Genomic DNA, 19,242 nt, shown 5'->3' with positions numbered 1-19,242 from the left:
AAGTATATACAAATGGGTGGGATGAAATGTTTTTATGGATTACTATAAAATATTTGCAAATCCCTTGCCAACTGATCATAAATGGGCCGGGTAAATTGCAGGAATAATTCCTGCGGAGGAGGAGGGGCCATATCTATACCGCCTATCAGCCGTTTATCATCATCACTCAATGCCCTTTCATCTCCCCGGAAAGTACCAAACTGATTGAGCCAGGTATAGCTGCCGGGGATCCGGTCGGTACGTAATAACTTATTATTATTGGTATTGGTGATCCGGTAGTCGAGCAAGCCTTTGGACACCACTGTTTTTTTGGTAACATAAATAGTGGCTTTTACAGTCGTGTAGGTATTGATCGCTTTGCCGGAAGTGTCTTTACTGGTGCCTGTTACGATCTCTTTTGATACCTCGCGCTGAGAGCGGTCTACGTAAGTTTGTCCTACCACAAAATCATAAAACCGGAGTTCCATATATTCATCCGGCTGGATATTTTGGCTGCGGGCCAGTCTTTCATCAGTAAATTTCACAAAGCGGTTGATCTGGCGGTTTTGCAGGTTGCGCACCAGTGCATCTCTGAATTGGTCGGCACTGAACTGATAATAGGGAGAGCGTACTTCTATCTCACTCACTACTACGTTGATGAGTCCCAGTTGGTAGGCTTCATCCATCAGCTGGGGGGCATCCCGGTAGTTGGGTACCAGCTGCAGTGCGGCAGCAAATTCATCATAGGCCATCCTGGCATTGGCTTTATCACCACGATCCAGCAGGCTGATACCTCTGTCATAACGGGCTTCTGCCGCATTTTCCTGGGCACCGGTAATTGCATTACTATAGTCTTTGGGCTGTACTACCTGCATGGCAGCAGGAGCGCTATGAATAGCCGTATATAGTTGTTGCAGCGCCCCGTATTCCTTTCTTACCGCTTCCCATTTTAAGCTGTTGTTGGAAGTGAGGTATTGATTTACCTGCCTTTCATGAAAAGCCTGTGCCTGTGCATAAGCCTTGGGTAGTAAAGCAAGGGCGGTAGCATCCTGTGGCTTGCGTTGCAGCTTTTTTACAAAAGCGGTAACGGCATCGTCGAACCGGCCTTTGTTGTATAGCTTTTCGCCCGACTTACAGGCTGTAAACAGCAGGAAAAGCAGTGGCATTAAAATGCAGTAATGTTTATGCATATACAGGTTTGGTAAGTATACAAGGAGATGATGTATAAAATGGGGTGGATTCCATAAATGCTAAGAGATATGGCTGCAATTTACAAAATAGTAAGAGATGCTGTTATGATTTAAAATACCTTCTTAATTCGCGGTCGGATTCTCTTTGTTTGATAGAATCGCGTTTATCGTGCAGTTTTTTACCCTTACCCAGACCTATTTCCATTTTAGCCAGTCCTTTTTCGTTGATGAACATACGTAATGGCACAATGGTATAGCCTCTTTCCTTCATTTTGTTTTCCCATTTTTTCAACTCGCGTTTGCTGAGCAGCAGTTTTCTTTCCCGGAGAGGGTCATGATTAGCGTAGGTGCCGTGGGAATACTCGGCTATATGCAGGCTTTTTACAAAAAGCTCCCCTTTTGAAAAATAGCAGAAAGAGTCGTTAAAGCTTACCTTACCTGTGCGGATGGATTTTATCTCTGTTCCGGTCAATACCATCCCTGCAATATATTTATCTTCTATTGCGTACTCAAAATATGCCGATCTGTTCTTTAACTCTGCCATTTAATGTTTGCAAGGGCCAATAACGGATTACGGGGAAGCGTGCTTCTCCAGCGTAATCCGTCATTGAAAAAGGGTTATTGTTTAAACAGGACCAGCACTTCTGCCAGTTTCTGTTTTAATTCTTTTCTGTCGATAATGAAATCCAGGAAACCGTGTTCCAGTAAAAATTCGGCACTTTGGAATCCTGCCGGGAGATCTTTTTTAATGGTTTCTTTAATGATACGCGGACCCGCAAATCCGATCAGTGCGCCGGGCTCTGCGATGTTAAGATCGCCCAGCATGGCATAGGATGCCGTAACACCACCGGTAGTAGGATCTGTCATTAAAGAAATATAAGGCAGGCGGGCATTCGCCAGTTGCGTAAGTTTGGCAGAAGTTTTTGCCATCTGCATCAGGGAAAATGCACTTTCCATCATACGGGCACCGCCGGATTTGGCGATGATCATCAGGGGCATTTTATGAATAATACAATAGTCAATAGCACGGGCTATTTTTTCGCCCACTACAGAACCCATAGAGCCACCAATAAAGTTAAAGTCCATACAGGCTACTACCAGATCATTGCCCAGCACTTTGCCTGCTGCTACCCGCATGGCATCTGTTAAGCCTGATTTTACCTGCGCTTCCTTTAATCTGTCGTCATAAGGTTTCAGATCCTTGAATCCCAGATAATCCTTAGGGAAGATATTGGCAAACAGTTCTTCGAACTGGTTATTATCAAATATGATCTCAAAGTACTCGGTAGAGTTGATTCTGTTATGGTAGTTACATTTGTCGCATACGTAGTTATGCTCCTTTAACTCTCTTACGGTGATGGTTTTTTTACAGTTGGGACATTTATGCCACAATCCATCCGGTGCTTCCTTTTTTTCACTGGTGGAGGTAGAAATGCCTTGTTTAATTCGCTTAAACCAGCTTGACATATTTTGCTATTAGATTAGAAAATAGTGGTGCAAGATACAAATTTAATTCAGTTCTACACGCGGTTATTGTAAAACAGCTGTTAGCCATTAGCTGTTAGCTTTTAGCTACCTATGCTATACTTCAAAGTGATACACTTTAAAAAAGATGGCAATTTATAGCTATGAGCAATGAGTTTCGAGCCACGAGCTGAGGGTAAGCAATAAAAAAGCTGTTAGTCATTAGCCGATTGTAAAAAGCCTTTAATCTGGCAAAATACAATCAGTTAATAACTAACAGCAAAACACAGGAGCTAAAAGCTAACGGCTAAAAGCTAATAGCTTAAAATTTTTAAGCATTCCTGTTAATACAGTTCAGATCAGCAAACGCTTCTTCCAGGCGTTTTACAAAGGTTTCTTCTCCTTTGCGCAGCCATACGCGCGGATCATAGTATTTTTTATTAGGCTTATCAGCACCTTCAGGGTTACCTAACTGTGCCTGCAGGTAGCCTTTTTTAGCTTCGTAGTAGTCGTGGATCCCTTCCCAGAATGCCCATTGCATATCTGTATCCAGGTTCATTTTAATAACGCCATAGCCTAATGCTTCTTTGATCTGGTGTTTAGGAGAACCGGAACCACCATGGAATACGTAGTATACTGGTTTGTCGGCAGTTTTATGTTTCTGCTGGATGAAGTCCTGGCTGTTTTTCAGGATTTCAGGACGCAGTTCCACATTACCGGGGCTGTATACACCGTGTACGTTACCAAAAGCAGCAGCAACTGTAAAACGTTTACCCACTTCAGATAAGATCTCGTAAGAATAGGCCACATCTTCCGGTTGGGTGTATAATTTAGAGTTATCCACGCCAGAATTGTCTACACCATCTTCTTCACCACCAGTTACGCCTAATTCGATTTCGATAGACATACCCAGCTTGTTCATCCGCTCAAAGTATTTTTTAGAGATCTCTATATTTTCGTGGATAGGCTCTTCAGAAAGGTCCAGCATATGAGAGCTGTACAGTGGCTGGCCGTGCAATTTAAAAAATGCTTCACCGGCATCCAGTAAGCCATCAATCCAGGGCAGCCATTTTTTAGCCGCATGGTCTGTATGCAGTACTACCGGTACACCATAGTACTTGGCTACTTCATGTACGTGTTTGGCGCCGGAGATACCCCCTGCAATATTTGCCTGCAATTTATCATTGGGCATGCCTTTACCAGCAAAGAACTGTGCCCCGCCATTGGAGAACTGGATAATTACCGGAGAATTTACCTTAGCAGCGGTTTCCAATACTGCATTTACGGAGTTGGTTCCTACCACATTTACGGCAGGCATAGCAAATCCATTGTCTTTTGCATCATTATACAGCGCATCCAGCTCTTCGCCAAATAATACGCCAGCTCTGTATTTACCCATAGCTTTTCGGATTGTTTATTTTTTAGGAAAGCAAATATAAGAAGTAAATAAGAACATTTATAGCGCTATATGCTTTATAGCGAACGCAAACGCATACTTTTTTCGCTGGAGGTGCTCCGGTAACTATTCATTAATTAATTGTAAACCATCATTTTACAGTGAGGGTATTGCCTGAAACGGTGATAGTATATTTTGCCAGGGCAGCGGTAGCAGGCCCTGTTGCAACAGCGCCACCAGCGGTATACCGGCTGCCATGTCCGCAGGGGGCATTGCACTCAATCAGCCCCGAACTACTATCGTAGGTGGCTACTGTACATCCCTGATGGGTGCAGGTGCTGGACAGTGCAGAAAATGCAGCGGCAGTATTGCCGGTGCCGGTCCGGATGATGATCACCCCATTTGAAATTTTAAATGCGCCCACAGCTTTAAGGTCCGTGCTTAAGTCGATCGTCAGTTTGGCATTTCCGCCCGGTGGATTGGACGGCGGATTAGGTGCGGGGGTATCACTGCCGCCTTTACTGCAGGCGGAAAGTCCTGCTGTGCAAGCCACGGCCAATGCCAGGCTGATGTTGGTAACAAAATCCCTTCTTTCCATAATGTTGTTTTAACGTGAATAATGCGTGTACCTCCTGTTACGCAATAAAATGTCAAAGGGTTGCCAAAGTCAATGAACAGCCCAGGATGATTCCATGAAAATGTGGTAATAACCCAGTAATGCTCCGGAGATATCCCAGAGATGTTCCATAGATATCCCGACTAATACCATTGTCGGAATATCTACGGGATATATACGGGACATATACGGGATATCTACGGGATATCCCTAAGCAAACATAGGCCCAGGTCTAGTCCTGGTCTAGTCCTGGTATAGGTTTACACCTTTTGTTAATAAATCCTGAGTTGTGTTTACAGATGGAGCGGTAGCTGGAGTGGCCAATGACACCAGGCTGGAAGGGAAAAATGACCTCAATGACCTTAAATGGGTGAGTAGGAGGGAATAGTGCCAATCCTTGTTAATGGGCAATAGCAGGAAGAGAAATTATAGGGAATGGATCAACGACTTAAAGTAGGCAGGTGCATGTAACAGCCGGCTGCCATACCAGGAAAACAGCTCTCCATCTACCAGCCTGATCTGTGCATGTGGTATTACCGCCTGTATTTCGGCGATGTGTTTTTCTTTAAAGGGATAAGGCTCGGAAGAAAGGAATACCAGCGGAGTCGTATTTGCTGGAAAATATGCTGGCAATTGTTGCAGGTTCGTTTCCGGATAACGGTGAATATGGGCAAACGCATTTTTAAACCCACAGGTTTGCAGCATTTCATGAATGAAAGTATCTCCGCCAGCTACCATCCAGGGATCGCGCCAGATAAAATAGGCTACGGTGGGAACTGCTTTTTCGGGGGAAGGAGGAATCATGTTGTGCAGGCTGGCAAAGTTTTCCCGGATCTGTTGAACAAGGGGGATGGCTGATGCGGTGCGGCCGGTAATTTCCCCAATACCATTAATCATCTCCAGTGCCTCTTCCAGGGATTGTATGTTGCTGATCCATACAGGAAATTCCTGTGCCAGTGTTTCGATCTGGTCCTGCCGGTTTTCTTCCTTGTTGGCAATGATCAGGTCTGGTGCCAGGGCCCGGATCCTGTCGAAATGAACATCCTTGGTGCCGCCTATACGTGTTTTACTCCTGAACCAGCTGTCCGGATGCACACAAAATTTGGTAATACCCACCACTTCAGTGGATAAGCCAAGATCATATAACAATTCAGTCTGGGAAGGTACCAGCGAAATAATCCGCTGTGGTAGGAGCGGGATCTTTACCTCCCGGTGTAACTGATCTGTATAATAGCGGATGGGCAAGGAAAATTTTTAGAAGGCTTGTCACTGTTTATAATAGGCTGACCAAAAGTGCATTGTTATTACTTTCAGTCAGCCTGTTGTTATAATGTATTCATGGGCGTATTAGTTGCCCAATGCCTGGATAATGTCGTATTTGGTAACGATATGATAATTACCGCTATCGTCTTTGGTAAGCACCGCACCGTTCTCTTTGTTGATATATACAGACAGTTTTTCGATAGGTGTTTCCAGGCTTACCTGCGGAAAAGCTGGTTGCATAATGTTTCGGATCAGGGCATCTTTCAGGTGGGCATCATCAATCAGTTTACTGAAAAGCCCGTTTTCAGAAATAGCGCCTATTACTTCATTGTTAAGTAAAACGGGAATATGCTCAATATCAAATTTCTTCATCTTGGCAATGGCATCACTTACTTTTTCATCCGGGCCAATTGTTACCAGTGGTACATTACGTCTAGCATTCACCACATCTTTTACCGTTTTTACATCGAGGAAACCGCGCTCCATCATCCATTGATCATTATACACTTTTCCTACATACCGGCTGCCGTGGTCATGAAACACGACTACAACCAGGTCGGTGGGTTTTAATTGATCTTTCAGCTGTACAATACCTGCCAGGGCGGAGCCTGCGGAGTAACCCACAAAAATGCCTTCTTCTTTAGAAATGCGCCGGGCCATTACGGCGCCATCCTTATCCGTTACTTTTTCAAAGTGGTCGATGATGGACATATCATAGTTCTGTGGCACAAAGTCTTCCCCAATGCCTTCCGTGATGTACGGATATACTTCACTCATATCCAGTTCACCGGTTTCATGGAATTTTTTCAGCAGGGAGCCGTAGCTGTCGATGGCCCATACCTGAATAGCCGGATTTTTTTCTTTCAGGTATTTGCCGGTACCGGTAATGGTACCACCTGTGCCGGTAGCTACTACCAGGTGGGTGATCTTTCCATCCGTTTGTTCCCATATTTCCGGACCGGTTTGTTCATAATGTGCATCGCGGTTGGCCAGGTTATCATATTGATTCACATAAAATGAATTCGGGATTTCTTTTGCCAGGCGGCGTGCTACGGAGTAGTATGATTTAGGATCATCCGGTTCTACGTTGGTAGGGCATACAATTACTTCTGCACCTACTGCTTTGAGGATGTCTACTTTTTCTTTGGATTGTTTATCAGTAGTAGTAAAAATACATTTATAGCCTTTGATCACTGCTGCCAGTGCCAGGCCCATACCGGTATTGCCGGAGGTGCCTTCAATAATGGTGCCGCCGGGCTTCAACAGTCCCTGCTGTTCTGCTACTTCCACCATTTTAATAGCCATACGGTCCTTGATAGAGTTGCCGGGATTAAAGAATTCCACTTTTGCAAACACCGGGCAGGGCAGTGCTGCTGCTACGCGGTTGAGCTTTACCAATGGGGTGTTGCCGATCGTTTGAAGTATGTTTTCGCAATATTTCATAATAACCAGTGATTGTACTTCAGCGAAAGTAAGATAATTGTGGGACGAAAGGGCAGGGGAATGATTTGGGGGTGTGACTGAAAAGAATTATTTTTGTTTAAAGCTTAAAATTATATGAGCGTTGCAATTATGGAAAGGCCACCCCGCAATATCATGGAGGTATTCAACAGTCTTCCTGAAGGCACCCTGGCTCAGGTGATCGAAAATTGTTTGTTTGTGTCCCCCGCCCCATTGGAAATCCACCAAAAAATAGTTGGTAAGCTTTTCGTGTTATTGTCAAATCATATTGACGAACATGAACTCGGAGAAGCACGTATTGCCCCTTATGATGTGTATCTGGATGAGGAGAATGTTTTTCAACCGGATATTGTTTTTATCAGTAATGAGCGGTTGCACCTGATCGAAAAGAACGGGTTGCATGGTGCGCCGGATCTGGTAATAGAAATCCTTTCTCCGTCTACCGCCAGGTTTGACCTGCAGCAAAAAAAGATGGTGTATGAGCGTTGTGGGGTGCAGGAATACTGGATCGTTGATCCCCAAAGCAAGGCTGTACATGGATATCGTTTGCGTAATAACAGTTTTGACCCACTTCCCAAAGCAATAGGGCATCTTAACTCCGACTTATTGCATACTACTTTCCGCTTTTAATTTCCCCTAACGTACCGTAACCCAATTCTTTTATCTTTGCTGCCTATGAGCAGGAGTGTATTTATTACAGGAATAGGTACGGGAGTAGGTAAGACGGTAACGGCAGCCTGTGTTACAGAGGCGCTGCAGGCCGATTACTGGAAACCTGTACAAAGCGGACTGGATGAAGGAACCGATACGGAAACGGTACAGCGGTTATTGACGAATAAGGTATCCGTATGCCATCCTGAAGCGTACCGCCTGAAGGAACCGGCATCGCCTCATCTGGCTGCCCGTTTAGAGGAGGTAATCATTGAGCCGGAAAGAATTTACACACAGGCAGCTGCACTGCAGCCAGCTGGCAGATATTTGATTATGGAGGGGGCAGGCGGCCTGATGGTACCCCTTCATGAAAATGTGTTTACCCTGGAAGTGATCAAACATTTGCAGATCCCTGTTATTATTGTGGCTCAAAACTACCTGGGCAGTATTAATCATGCCATGCTGACGGCTAAAGTGCTCAGGTATGAAGCGATACCGGTAGCCGGATGGATCTTCACCGGTGATTATCATACCAATGAAAGCGAGGTGGTACGCTGGTCCGGAATACCACAAATAGGGCGTATTCCTTTTACGTCACGGGTGGATGCAGCTTTTGTAAAAAGCTGTGCCAGCGAACTGTTACCACGGTTGCAGGAAATAATGGAAAAATGAGCATGACCACAAAAAAGGATATACGAAAACATTTCCTGGAATTACGCCTGAACCTGCCCGATGAGGAGGCGGCAGCACTGAACCGGCAGTTGCTGGATAATTGCAAACGCCTGGATTACCGGCAGGTGGCACTGGCGCATATCTTTTTGCCCATTGCGGAAAAGAAGGAGGTAAATACCTGGTTGCTATTGGAATACCTGCGCAGTGCTTATCCGGCTATGCAGTGGGCCTTATCGAAGACCTGTATGGAAACGGGTACCCTGACTCACTTTTTATGGGAGGAGGATACCGTGCTGATTAAAAGTAAGTATGGGATACCTGAACCGGCAGATGGCAAATTGCTGGAAGCAGGAGATATAGACCTGGTATTTGTACCCCTGTTGGCCTTTGATGAAACCGGACAACGTATTGGCTATGGCAAAGGCATGTATGACCAGTTTCTGGCGGCTTGCCGTACTGATACGCGGACCATCGGTTTATCCCTGTTTGAACCGGTACCTTTGATCACTGCCCTGGACGCCTGGGATGTGCCGCTGCAAACGGTGGTTACGCCTCATAAGATTTATCAGTTTAAACAATAAATATACTGGCAGGACTATTGATCCTGTGTCCAAATAAATGATGACCCATGAAAGTGTTGCAATATTTTAAGTTTTTATTATATCCCTTTTCCCTCCTGTATGGTATGATCATGTGGATACGTAACCGCCTGTATGATAATGGAGTATTGACGGCAGTAGAATTTGACGTACCCACGATTGCCGTGGGTAATCTGTCGGTGGGAGGCACAGGAAAGACCCCCCATGTGGAGTACCTGATCCGGTTACTGAAAGATACGTACCGGGTGGCCACCCTGAGCCGGGGATATAACCGGCGTACCAGCGGGTATATACTGGCCAACGCACAAAGTACAGCTGCCCATATCGGCGATGAGCCGATGCAGTTTCATGAAAAGTTTCCTGATATTACCGTTTGTGTGGGAGAGGAGCGGATGCTGGCCATCCCTCAATTGCTGGGAGAGCTGCCCGAAACCCAGGTAGTGCTGCTGGACGATGCTTTTCAGCACCGTTCCATTAAGCCGGGGATGAACGTGATGATCACGGATTATAACCGGTTATTTACCAGGGATCATGTGGTGCCTTTCGGCCGTTTGCGGGAAGACCGGAAGGGATATCACCGGGCGGATTGCATCATTGTTTCCAAGTGCCCGCCGGGGTTGTCCATAGCTGAAAAAGCCTCCATAACACAGGAAATCAACCCGTTGCCGCACCAGCAGTTATTTTTCACTACCTTGCAATACGGAACGCCGTATGATATGATTACCCATGAGCCGGTAACTATCACCGCCGGTAAAACCATACTACTGGTATGTGGTATTGCCAGACCGGAACCGCTGGTACAATACCTGAAGGAGCAGAATGACAATGTGTTCCTGCTCTCTTTTCCCGATCATTACTACTATATGGATAGTGACCTGGAAAAGATAAAGAAAGAGCTGGAAGCGCTGCCAGGAAATGAAAAACTAGTGATTACCACCGAAAAAGATGCCGTGAGGCTACATCTGTTAAAAGAAGCAATGCAAACAAAAAACCTGTCCATCGCAGTAATGCCCGTAGAAATAGCATTCCTTTTTGGAGAGGATATTTCATTTAATAATTTTATTTTAGATTACGTAGTACGTAATACCAATACAATAGAAGGGAGCATAGCGTAATCATCTGCGGGCTGCCAGCTACGTGCTGTGAGCTTTTACGTATGCTCATAGCTTCCGGCAAAACAATAAGCTCCGGCATAAAGCTGATGGTTCGTAGCTTGTTTTACAATTACCTTTTATATGACGAGAAATGAGTAAAAAGAAGAAAGATAAAAAGAGCAGCAGTCAAAAGAAAACCTATAAAGGTGCTGTAGAGTTAACCCGCTCCGGTATGGCCTTTGTAATCGTGGAAGGGCTTACCAAAGATATCATGGTAAAGCAAAAGAACCTGAATACCGCCCTGGATGGAGATGAAGTGCTGGTGGATGTGATCCGGCAGGCCAAAGGCATGGGCCGAATGGAAGGGGTGGTAACGGATGTTCTTAAACGAAAAAAGACAGAATTTACCGGTACGCTACAGGTAAGCAAAAATTTTGCTTTCCTTATTCCTGAAAAAGGGATGTTCATGCCGGATATTTATATACCTGCCAATGCCCTGGGTGAAGCCAAAAGTGGTGATAAGGCAGTGGTGAAAATTGTAGCCTGGGGAGAGCAGTCGCGCAAGCCGGTAGGCGAAATTGTAGAGATCCTGGATGCCAGCGATACCAACGACCTGGCCATGAAAGAGATCCTGATAGAGAGCGGGTTCCCGCTTAACTTCCCGAAAGAAGTGCTGGCAGAACTGGACTTACTCCAGGAAGATATTTCCAGAGAGGTGCTGGCAGCCCGCAAAGACTGCCGTAAAATCCTCACCTTTACGATTGACCCTGCGGATGCCAAAGATTTTGACGATGCCCTCTCTATCCGGAAATTAAAGAATGGACATTATGAAATAGGGGTACACATTGCAGATGTAAGTCATTATGTGGTACCTGGCACAGAACTGGATAAAGAGGCGGAAAAGCGGGCTACATCTGTGTATCTGCCTGATCGTGTTTTGCCCATGCTGCCGGAAAAGATCTCCAACGAATTGTGTTCACTCCGGCCGCACGAAGATAAGCTTACCTTTTCTGCCATCTTCCAGATGAATGAGGCGGGAGAGGTAAAACAACACTGGATTGGCCGGACGGTTATCCATTCCAAACATCGCTTTACCTACGAAGAAGTACAGGAAGTCATTGAAAAGGGAGAAGGACCTTTTGAAGAGGAAGTACTGCTGTTGAATAAGATTGCACAAACCCTGCGTAAGCAGCGGTTTGTACATGGTGCTATTAACTTTTCCTCCCAGGAGGTGCGTTTTAAGCTGGACGAAACCGGTAAGCCTGTTGGTATTGTGATCAAGGAAAGTAAGGAAGCCCATCAGCTGATTGAAGAGTTTATGCTGCTGGCCAACCGTACCGTAGCAGAGTATGTGTCCAGAATAAAAGTGAATAAGCTGCCCGTACCATTTCCATACCGGGTGCATGATACGCCTGATGAAGAAAAGCTGAAAGTATTTGCGGTGTTTGCCAGCAAGTTTGGATATAAGTTTGACCTGCATACCCCGGAAAGCATTGCACGTTCCTTTAATCAGATGTTGCAGCTGGTAAAAGGAAAGCCGGAGCAGCATGTGCTGGAAACCCTGGGGATCCGTACAATGGCAAAGGCTATTTATACGGTGGATAATGTAGGGCACTATGGATTGGGATTTGAAGACTATTGTCACTTTACTTCCCCCATACGCCGCTATCCTGATGTAATGGTACACCGGGTAGTGGAACAATGCCTGGCCGGTAATATTGTCCCCGATAAGCAAATGGAACGTAAGTGCAAACATGCTTCCGAGATGGAGCGTAAAGCCATGGATGCAGAAAGGGCGGCCAACAAGTATAAGCAGGTAGAATATATGCAACAGTTCATTGGAGATACCTTTGATGGCGTGGTAAGTGGGGTGGCACATTTTGGCTTCTGGGTAGAAACGGTAGACACAAAATGTGAGGGGCTGGTAAGTATCCATAACCTGATGACGAAAGACGAGTTCATGTTCTCTGATTCAGAGTATGCGTTGATAGGATTACATACCGGTAAAAAATACCGTATAGGCGAAAAGGTAAAAATAAGGGTGGTGTCTGCCAACCTGGCTAAAAGACAACTGGACTATGACCTGGAAGATGAACTGACCAATGGCCAGCCAGTACCTCAGCAAGGTAAACGCAGGGAAGAAGGGCGCCGGAAAAAGGAATCGGGCAACAAGCGCGGGCTAGACAAAGGCCGCAAGAAAGGCAGTGCGGGCGGTGGCAAGTGGGAATACCGTGACAAAAGACCTACACAACCGGTAGCAGAAGAGATCAAGGAAAGTATTGCACCTAAGCATATTGAAGAAATAAAAAGGGAAGTGGTCTTTCCAGCTACAACAGAGGTGGCGCCTGTAATAAAAACAATAACAGATACACCACCGGAAATAAAACCGGCGGGAGCCGCTCCTTCAGCTAAGCAAGAGAAGAAGGCAAAGAAAAAGACTGCACCAGTAGCACCAGCCGCTGTTCCGGTAGAGAAGAAAGCGAAGAAAGATAAAACAAAAGCGGTACCGGTAGCGCAAGAGGTAGCCGTATCAGTAGCGAAAAAAGTGAAAGCGCTAAAAGCAAAAGAGGTAGCCGCCGCAGTCCAACCAGCGAAAAAAGGAAAAACGGTGGCAGCTGTTACCAAGAAAGCATCGGCAGACAGTGTCAAAGCTGCTGCAAAAGCCCAAACCAGCACTGCCGCTACATCCGGAAGTACGGCGAAAAAGACGGCTGCCGTCAAAAAGACCGGGCAATCTGTAGCAAAAGAAGGAGTAGCCGGTAAGAAAAAGGCCGCATCTGCCAAAACGAAAGCTGCAGCACCAAAAAAAGGAACAAAGGGTGGAAAGAAAGCATAAAGCGGGGAAATTAATAAACAACAGATATTATCAACAGTAATGATGCATTCGTTTACAGATTTAATTGAACAGTTTAGCCAGCAATTTAACCATAGACATTTTCCGGAAACCCCCAAAAGGTTGTATGATGCTGCAGAGCATATCCTGGAAATAGGAGGAAAACGTATCCGTCCTATTCTTTGTCTGATGGGGAATGAATTGTTTGACACCATTCATCCGGATGCTTTTGAAGTAGGGAATGCAGTGGAGCTGTTTCATAATTTTACCTTGATTCATGATGATATAATGGATAAAGCGCCACTACGCAGGGGTAAACCTACCGTACACATGCTGTATAGTGAGCCTGCCGCTATTTTGGCCGGCGATGTAATGCTGATCAATGTGTATGAGCAATTGAACAAGGTACAATCGCGCTATAAACAAAAAATACTGTCTGTATTTAATAAAGCGGCCATTGAGGTTTGTGAAGGACAACAAATGGATATGGACTTTGAGTCAATGGAACCGGAGGAGGTGAAGTATGAAGACTATGTAAATATGATTGCCTTAAAAACCTCGGTACTGCTGGCTGCCAGTTTGCAGATGGGGACTATCATAGGTGGGGGCAGTGAAGGCAATCAGGACCATGTATATGCTTTTGGAAAAAACATAGGCATTGCTTTCCAGATCCAGGATGACTACCTGGATGCGTTTGGTGATCCGGAAAAGTTTGGCAAGCAGCAGGGAGGAGATATCCTGGTCAACAAAAAAACTTTCCTGTTATTGAAAGCGCTGGAGCTTTGCACCAGCAGCCAGCGGGCACATCTGAAGCAGCTGATGGCCACCTCTCCGGATGATAAGGTAGCGCAGGTGCTACAGTTATTCCGGGATTGCCGGGTAGATGCCTGGGCAGAAAAGGAAAAAGAGCGTTTTCAACAGATCGCTTTTGAGAGCCTGGAAAATATTGCGGTGCTGTCTGCCCGTAAAAAACCCCTGATGGAATTAGCCAACTTCCTGTTAAACAGGCAGCAATAATTTTCAGCTAACCCAATGCTGGTCAGATAGGGCGGAAGAGGAATTTTCCGCCCATATCTGAAATCGTACAGGTAGCATGTAAAAACGTATTATATTCGCCAACACATATTTGCACCAAAACTAAACCGTAACTGATAATTCGTAATTGATCAACGCCAATGTCTAACTCGCTGTTTCGTAAAAAATCGCTGGCCACTATTCTTAAAGACGCCAAAGCAGGCTTATTGGAGGGACATGAAACAGGAGGTTTGCACAAAGTGTTGACCGTCAGGGATCTTACCGCGATGGGGATTGCAGCAGTGATTGGGGCGGGGATCTTTTCTACTATCGGAGAGGCTTCCTTTCATGGTGGTCCCGGCGTATCCTTACTTTTTATTATTACAGCAGTTACCTGCGGATTTTCCGCCTTATGCTATGCAGAATTTGCTTCCCGGGTACCGGTATCCGGTAGTGCCTACACTTATTCTTATGTAACATTCGGAGAACTGGCAGCTTGGGTAATAGGCTGGGCACTGATCCTGGAATATGCCATCGGTAATATTGCTGTGGCGATCTCGTGGAGTGGTTATTTCAATAATTTATTGGCTGGTATTGGCTTGCCCCTGCCTGTCTGGTTGTCCAGTAACTATGACAGCGCCACCCCGGAGATACTGGCGGCAGCTCCCCGTATTGCAGGGATACCCGTGATCCTGAACCTGCCCGCTTTCCTGATCGTATTCCTGGTTACCTGGCTGGCCTATGTAGGTATCCAGGAAAGCAAGCGCAGCGCTAACCTGATGGTAGCATTGAAAATACTGGTGATCATTTTTGTAATTGTACTGGGCTTTTTTTATGTAAATACGGACAACTGGACCCCCTTTATGCCGAACGGGTTTTCGGGCGTGCTGAAAGGTGTGTCGGCGGTTTTCTTTGCCTATATCGGGTTTGATGCCATCAGCACTACGGCAGAAGAATGTGCTAATCCCCAGCGGGATCTGCCCAAAGGCATGATCTATTCCCTGGTGATCTGTACCGTATTGTATATACTGATCGCTTTTGTTTTGACAGGAATGGTACCTTATTCCACGCTGAATGTAAACGATCCGCTGGCTTTCGTATTTGATATGGTAAACCTGAAATGGGTAAGTTATATTATTTCCCTGAGCGCTGTGGTAGCAACTACCAGTGTATTGCTGGTATTTCAGATAGGGCAGCCACGTATCTGGATGAGTATGAGCCGGGACGGTTTGTTGCCCAAACGGTTCAGCAAAATACATCCACGGTTTAAAACACCTTCCTTTGCCACGATCATTACCGGTATTATAGTAGGTATTCCGGCCCTTTTCCTGAACCTTACCGTGGTAACAGATCTGACGAGTATCGGTACTTTGTTTGCTTTCATACTGGTATGCGGAGGGGTGTTGCTACTGCCTAAAGAAGAACGTACCACGGAAAAACGTTTTCGGTTACCTTATATCAATGCGCAGTGGATTGTGCCTGTGCTGATAGTTGGAATGGCCTTCTTTTTCCGGGAAGAGATTGGGCAGAAATTATCCTTTGCAGCAGGATGGGAGGTATGGAAGCACAATATTCCTTTCTTTATTTTTGTGGTGGTAGCGATCCTGATTACCTTTTTCTCTATCACTAAAAAATTGTCTTTAATCCCCGTATTAGGCTTACTGAGTTGTTTTTACCTGATGACGGAAATCGGGTTGAAGAACTGGATTGTATTCACCATCTGGTTGGCAGCAGGTCTTTCCATCTATTTCCTGTATAGTTACCGCAATAGTAAGCTGGCTACAAAAACTACGCAACCGTAATTGGCTGCAGGCTGTTGTCTGAGCAGCGTTATCGCGCATAACGCTGTGTTAGCAGGCATTTGCGCCCGTTGATAATCCGTTTGTGCAAAAAGTCGTAAATTTAATAAGGCTCTTTGATCCTTAAATTACATTTTATGAACTTGCTACAACGAATTGACAATTGGGGAGAAGCACATCATCCCAAATGGATAGATGTGGTACGTATCATGTTAGGTGTATTGCTGATATGGATAGGTGTATTATTTATCCAGAACAGAGACGCACTCACGGCAGTCATTAAACAGCAACCCTTTTTTACAGTGGGCGCTTTTGTATTGGCACATTATATTGTCTTCGCCCATCTGGCAGGTGGCGTGCTGATTGCGCTGGGACTCTTAACCCGCGTGGCTATTATCGCAAACATTCCGGTTTTATTAGGTGCTGTACTCTTTGTACACACCCGTACAGGATTATTTAATGTATATCCTGAAGTAGGGCTTTCTGTGTTGGTACTGCTATTGCTTGTTTTTTTCCTGATAGTGGGCAGTGGTCCGCTTTCTATGGATGCTTATATCAAGCGGCATCCTGAAAAAGGGAATACAGGCGTTATTTAGGATTACCTATTCCGTAATGCGCACGCGGAACTGATTGGAAAACAATTTTTCTGATTGGTACGGAGGAGTATACTTACCTGTAAACACTGGTTGTTGGCCGACTCTGACATTTTATTTCTATTTTTGCAGCATATTGAGCATGCAAATATGAAATACGAAGTAGGCGATAGAATTATACTGTTACATTCAAAAGAAGAAGGAACGGTAGTAGACCTGGTAGGCAATGGGATGGTGATGGTAGAAGTGGGAGGAGTGACCTTCCCGGTGTACCTGGACCAGATAGATTACCCTTATTTTCACCGGTTTACTGAAAAGAAGATAGTCCCACCTCCCCGCAGGATTCCCGGTGATGAGATCAAACCCCTGAAAAAGAAAGAAGATTTCCGGATGGACAAGGGGATGTTTTTATCCATGTTGCCGGTATTTATTACAGAAGGATATGAAGAGAACATCCAGTTACTGAAGTTTCATTTACTGAATGAATCCCAGTTTACCTATCGTTTTACATTCCAGGTTTGGTTAGGTAATAAGATGGACCTGGAGATCAAGAACGAGATCCTTCCTTTTAATAATTTTTACCTGTCGGACTTGTTGTTTGCCGCTTTAAATGATAATCCGCGGTTTGAGTTCACTTTTTATCTGAAAGATCCGAAGCCCAATCAGGCATTATCTTTTCAGAAAACGTGGAAAATAAAACCCAAGCAGTTTTTCCAGCAATTGGGTGAGTTACGTTCCCGGCAGGATGCTACTTTGAATTACCTGTTGTTCGATAAATATCCGGATAAGGCACCTGATAGCAAGCCTGACTTTTTTGATAGTGGCCGCAAAGGGAATTTTTCGGCAGTCACCAGCAAAATCAATGTACAGCCCGACACACCGGTAGCGCCTAAGTATGAAGTAGATCTGCATATTGAAACACTGGTCAGTGATTGGTATGGTTTAAGCAATATTGCTATCCTGGCTATACAATTGAATGAGTTTCAGCGTTACCTGGATCTGGCAATAGCCCATCACCAGCATAGCATGATTGTTATTCATGGTGTAGGTACCGGAAAGCTGAGAGATGAAGTGCATGAGTTGCTGAAGCAAACCCCGGAAGTAGATAGCTTTGTGAACCAGTATCATGGACGTTACGGTTACGGCGCTACGGAGATATTTTTCAAGTATTAGGTAGTAATGCTTTAGTTTTGCACCCCCGGAGATCTTTTTAAAAACTACAAACCGTGCTATCGTCTTGGTGCAAGCCAGGAAGGAAAGTCCGGACAGCATAGAGTAACGCACCACCTAACGGGTGGGGTTCCGGCGAAGGCCGGGACACAGCCAGTGCCACAGAAAATAACCGCCCTGGCGTAAATCGGGGTAAGGGTGAAAAAGTAGGGTAAGCGCCTACGGCGCAGGCAGGTAACTGTCGGCGGGGGTAAACCTTGCGTGCTGAAATGCCATGTATACGGTTGTTTGAGGGCTACTCGTCCGATGACCGAGGGTAGGCAGATACAGGTAACGTGTGAGCGTTATCGCAGATAAATGATAGCAACTCCGGCTTTGGCCGGGGGACAGAATCCGGCTTACAGGTTTGTAGTTTTTTTTATTTCTCCTGCTTTGATAATTCGTGATAACCAATTAACTTTTCTGCATATTTAATCCCTTTTCATGAACCAGAAAGATGAAAGAACCTGGGGCGCCCTTGTACACCTGGGAGGTATTATTGGAATGGCTGTCTTTTCCAATGTAGGTAATATCATAGGCGTGCTGATCCTGTGGCTGATCAAACGGAATGATTCCAACTTTGTAGACCGGCAGGGAAAGGAAGCACTTAATTTCCAGATCACACTGAGCTTTGTAACACTGGCTATCAGTATCATCAGTAGTATACAATCCGGTATCTGGTCATTTACCCGGTTATTCTGGCACTCCGGCAGTATTTTCACCGAAAACTTCATCTGGCATACCACCGTAAATGTAGCTGCCTACCGTATTATCTGGCTGATCAACATTGTATTTTCTGTTATCGCCGCAATGCGTGCCAATAACGGTGTGGCTTACAGGTACCCTGTAAGCTGGAGGATCGTAAAATAAAGCCCTTATAAATACCTTTCCCGGATGATTTTCAGGTGGTGGTAGGTGTGGCCGGAAATGATAAAGCCGATCGCCGCCACATTGATGGGATTGCCGTTGGCAATACCTGTTCTGTCCCATGCCGCAGGCTCCAGGTTTTTAAACAGGGAGGTGGTAGCATGGCGTACTGTAACCCATTCGTCCAGCACATCCCGGAAGGAGAGCCGGGCGGCATTGGCATTGGCCGTATAGTCGTTTTCTTCCCAGCCCGGCAGCGGCGTCTGATCATTACGGCCTATGCGCAGCAAACGGTAAGCGAAGATCCTTTCCGCATCACTCAGGTGCAGCCATACTTCTTTTAAGGTCCATTTTCCCGGAGCATAAGCGTATTCCGCTTTATCTGCCGGCATAGCCGCGAGTGCCGCTAAAGTAGTGTTGGTATTGTTTTCGAGGGCTTGTATAACGTCTGTATCCTGCACCTGATCTATATACGTGGCATAAAAGGAAGGATACTGGGCGGGAGATGGTTTGGGCATGTTAATGTCAATTTGCGATTTCAG

At 45.5% G+C, this 19,242-nt stretch carries 18 protein-coding genes and 1 other RNA gene; 11 read left to right on the top strand and 8 right to left on the bottom strand.

Annotated elements, in window-relative coordinates:
• Positions 1-32: 32 nt before the first annotated feature.
• The 7 genes from ABR189_RS08725 to ABR189_RS08695 form a co-directional block, all read right to left on the bottom strand.
• Positions 33-1,145, bottom strand: coding sequence for a tetratricopeptide repeat protein (locus ABR189_RS08725; RefSeq protein WP_354660087.1), 1,113 nt, complete (start codon positions 1,143-1,145; stop codon positions 33-35).
• Between the two features lie 127 nt (positions 1,146-1,272).
• The gene (gene smpB, locus ABR189_RS08720; protein WP_354660086.1) at positions 1,273-1,713 is read right to left on the bottom strand and encodes an SsrA-binding protein SmpB; all 441 of its coding nucleotides are present in this window, start codon (positions 1,711-1,713) and stop codon (positions 1,273-1,275) included.
• 74 nt (positions 1,714-1,787) lie between these two features.
• Positions 1,788-2,636 carry an acetyl-CoA carboxylase, carboxyltransferase subunit beta gene (gene accD / locus ABR189_RS08715; RefSeq protein WP_354660085.1) on the bottom strand — a complete coding sequence of 283 codons (849 nt, stop codon included), beginning with the start codon at positions 2,634-2,636 and terminating at the stop codon, positions 1,788-1,790.
• Positions 2,637-2,964: 328 nt separating this feature from the next.
• Positions 2,965-4,032 (bottom strand): class II fructose-bisphosphate aldolase, encoded by a 1,068-nt coding sequence (gene fbaA / locus ABR189_RS08710; protein ID WP_354660084.1) that lies wholly within the window; start codon positions 4,030-4,032, stop codon positions 2,965-2,967.
• A 148-nt stretch (positions 4,033-4,180) separates the two neighbouring features.
• Entirely contained in the window at positions 4,181-4,627 is a 447-nt protein-coding gene (locus tag ABR189_RS08705; RefSeq protein ID WP_354660083.1) for a QcrA and Rieske domain-containing protein, read from the bottom strand.
• Between the two features lie 444 nt (positions 4,628-5,071).
• Positions 5,072-5,890 carry an ABC transporter substrate-binding protein gene (locus ABR189_RS08700; protein ID WP_354660082.1) on the bottom strand — a complete coding sequence of 273 codons (819 nt, stop codon included), beginning with the start codon at positions 5,888-5,890 and terminating at the stop codon, positions 5,072-5,074.
• 102 nt (positions 5,891-5,992) lie between these two features.
• Positions 5,993-7,351, bottom strand: coding sequence for a pyridoxal-phosphate dependent enzyme (locus ABR189_RS08695; protein WP_354660081.1), 1,359 nt, complete (start codon positions 7,349-7,351; stop codon positions 5,993-5,995).
• A 114-nt stretch (positions 7,352-7,465) separates the two neighbouring features.
• Between ABR189_RS08695 and ABR189_RS08690 the strand changes: the two genes are divergently transcribed.
• The 11 genes from ABR189_RS08690 (at position 7,466) to ABR189_RS08640 (ending at position 18,703) form a co-directional block, all read left to right on the top strand.
• A complete protein-coding gene (locus ABR189_RS08690; RefSeq protein ID WP_354660080.1) occupies positions 7,466-7,999 on the top strand; it encodes a Uma2 family endonuclease in 534 nt (177 codons plus the stop codon).
• A gap of 45 nt (positions 8,000-8,044) precedes the next feature.
• Positions 8,045-8,692 carry a dethiobiotin synthase gene (gene bioD / locus ABR189_RS08685; protein ID WP_354660079.1) on the top strand — a complete coding sequence of 216 codons (648 nt, stop codon included), beginning with the start codon at positions 8,045-8,047 and terminating at the stop codon, positions 8,690-8,692.
• The gene (locus ABR189_RS08680) at positions 8,689-9,273 is read left to right on the top strand and encodes a 5-formyltetrahydrofolate cyclo-ligase (RefSeq protein WP_354660078.1); all 585 of its coding nucleotides are present in this window, start codon (positions 8,689-8,691) and stop codon (positions 9,271-9,273) included. Before bioD ends, ABR189_RS08680 begins: the two co-directional genes overlap by 4 nt.
• Before the next feature lie 47 nt (positions 9,274-9,320).
• Positions 9,321-10,406 carry a tetraacyldisaccharide 4'-kinase gene (gene lpxK / locus ABR189_RS08675; RefSeq protein ID WP_354660077.1) on the top strand — a complete coding sequence of 362 codons (1,086 nt, stop codon included), beginning with the start codon at positions 9,321-9,323 and terminating at the stop codon, positions 10,404-10,406.
• A gap of 130 nt (positions 10,407-10,536) precedes the next feature.
• Positions 10,537-13,221 carry a ribonuclease R gene (gene rnr / locus ABR189_RS08670; protein ID WP_354660076.1) on the top strand — a complete coding sequence of 895 codons (2,685 nt, stop codon included), beginning with the start codon at positions 10,537-10,539 and terminating at the stop codon, positions 13,219-13,221.
• A 39-nt stretch (positions 13,222-13,260) separates the two neighbouring features.
• The gene (locus ABR189_RS08665; RefSeq protein WP_354660075.1) at positions 13,261-14,235 is read left to right on the top strand and encodes a polyprenyl synthetase family protein; all 975 of its coding nucleotides are present in this window, start codon (positions 13,261-13,263) and stop codon (positions 14,233-14,235) included.
• A gap of 158 nt (positions 14,236-14,393) precedes the next feature.
• The gene (locus ABR189_RS08660) at positions 14,394-16,034 is read left to right on the top strand and encodes an amino acid permease (RefSeq protein ID WP_354660074.1); all 1,641 of its coding nucleotides are present in this window, start codon (positions 14,394-14,396) and stop codon (positions 16,032-16,034) included.
• A 134-nt stretch (positions 16,035-16,168) separates the two neighbouring features.
• The gene (locus ABR189_RS08655) at positions 16,169-16,627 is read left to right on the top strand and encodes a DoxX family protein (protein ID WP_354660073.1); all 459 of its coding nucleotides are present in this window, start codon (positions 16,169-16,171) and stop codon (positions 16,625-16,627) included.
• A 147-nt stretch (positions 16,628-16,774) separates the two neighbouring features.
• Positions 16,775-17,797, top strand: coding sequence for a Smr/MutS family protein (locus ABR189_RS08650; protein WP_354660072.1), 1,023 nt, complete (start codon positions 16,775-16,777; stop codon positions 17,795-17,797).
• A 43-nt stretch (positions 17,798-17,840) separates the two neighbouring features.
• Positions 17,841-18,211, top strand: an RNA gene (gene rnpB, locus ABR189_RS08645) — RNase P RNA component class A.
• 66 nt (positions 18,212-18,277) lie between these two features.
• Entirely contained in the window at positions 18,278-18,703 is a 426-nt protein-coding gene (locus ABR189_RS08640) for a DUF4870 domain-containing protein (RefSeq protein ID WP_354660071.1), read from the top strand.
• Positions 18,704-18,708: 5 nt separating this feature from the next.
• Here the strand turns inward: ABR189_RS08640 and ABR189_RS08635 are convergent, their stop codons facing one another.
• Positions 18,709-19,218 (bottom strand): DinB family protein, encoded by a 510-nt coding sequence (locus tag ABR189_RS08635; RefSeq protein ID WP_354660070.1) that lies wholly within the window; start codon positions 19,216-19,218, stop codon positions 18,709-18,711.
• Positions 19,219-19,242: the final 24 nt, after the last annotated feature.

It is taken from the genome of Chitinophaga sp. H8 (genome assembly GCF_040567655.1).
GTDB lineage: Bacteria > Bacteroidota > Bacteroidia > Chitinophagales > Chitinophagaceae > Chitinophaga > Chitinophaga defluvii.
This window is presented reverse-complemented; position numbering and strand designations above follow the sequence as displayed.

Bases quoted from the DNA above. Each gene is read 5' to 3' on its own strand.
- ABR189_RS08725 (WP_354660087.1), bottom strand. From the start codon at position 1,145: ATGCCACTGCTTTTCCTGCTGTTTACAGCCTGTAAGTCGGGCGAAAAG.
- smpB (WP_354660086.1), bottom strand. From the start codon at position 1,713: ATGGCAGAGTTAAAGAACAGATCGGCATATTTTGAGTACGCAATAGAA.
- accD (WP_354660085.1), bottom strand. From the start codon at position 2,636: ATGTCAAGCTGGTTTAAGCGAATTAAACAAGGCATTTCTACCTCCACC.
- fbaA (WP_354660084.1), bottom strand. From the start codon at position 4,032: ATGGGTAAATACAGAGCTGGCGTATTATTTGGCGAAGAGCTGGATGCG.
- ABR189_RS08705 (WP_354660083.1), bottom strand. From the start codon at position 4,627: ATGGAAAGAAGGGATTTTGTTACCAACATCAGCCTGGCATTGGCCGTG.
- ABR189_RS08695 (WP_354660081.1), bottom strand. From the start codon at position 7,351: ATGAAATATTGCGAAAACATACTTCAAACGATCGGCAACACCCCATTG.
- ABR189_RS08690 (WP_354660080.1), top strand. From the start codon at position 7,466: ATGAGCGTTGCAATTATGGAAAGGCCACCCCGCAATATCATGGAGGTA.
- bioD (WP_354660079.1), top strand. From the start codon at position 8,045: ATGAGCAGGAGTGTATTTATTACAGGAATAGGTACGGGAGTAGGTAAG.
- ABR189_RS08680 (WP_354660078.1), top strand. From the start codon at position 8,689: ATGAGCATGACCACAAAAAAGGATATACGAAAACATTTCCTGGAATTA.
- lpxK (WP_354660077.1), top strand. From the start codon at position 9,321: ATGAAAGTGTTGCAATATTTTAAGTTTTTATTATATCCCTTTTCCCTC.
- rnr (WP_354660076.1), top strand. From the start codon at position 10,537: ATGAGTAAAAAGAAGAAAGATAAAAAGAGCAGCAGTCAAAAGAAAACC.
- ABR189_RS08665 (WP_354660075.1), top strand. From the start codon at position 13,261: ATGATGCATTCGTTTACAGATTTAATTGAACAGTTTAGCCAGCAATTT.
- ABR189_RS08660 (WP_354660074.1), top strand. From the start codon at position 14,394: ATGTCTAACTCGCTGTTTCGTAAAAAATCGCTGGCCACTATTCTTAAA.
- ABR189_RS08655 (WP_354660073.1), top strand. From the start codon at position 16,169: ATGAACTTGCTACAACGAATTGACAATTGGGGAGAAGCACATCATCCC.
- ABR189_RS08650 (WP_354660072.1), top strand. From the start codon at position 16,775: ATGAAATACGAAGTAGGCGATAGAATTATACTGTTACATTCAAAAGAA.
- ABR189_RS08640 (WP_354660071.1), top strand. From the start codon at position 18,278: ATGAACCAGAAAGATGAAAGAACCTGGGGCGCCCTTGTACACCTGGGA.
- ABR189_RS08635 (WP_354660070.1), bottom strand. From the start codon at position 19,218: ATGCCCAAACCATCTCCCGCCCAGTATCCTTCCTTTTATGCCACGTAT.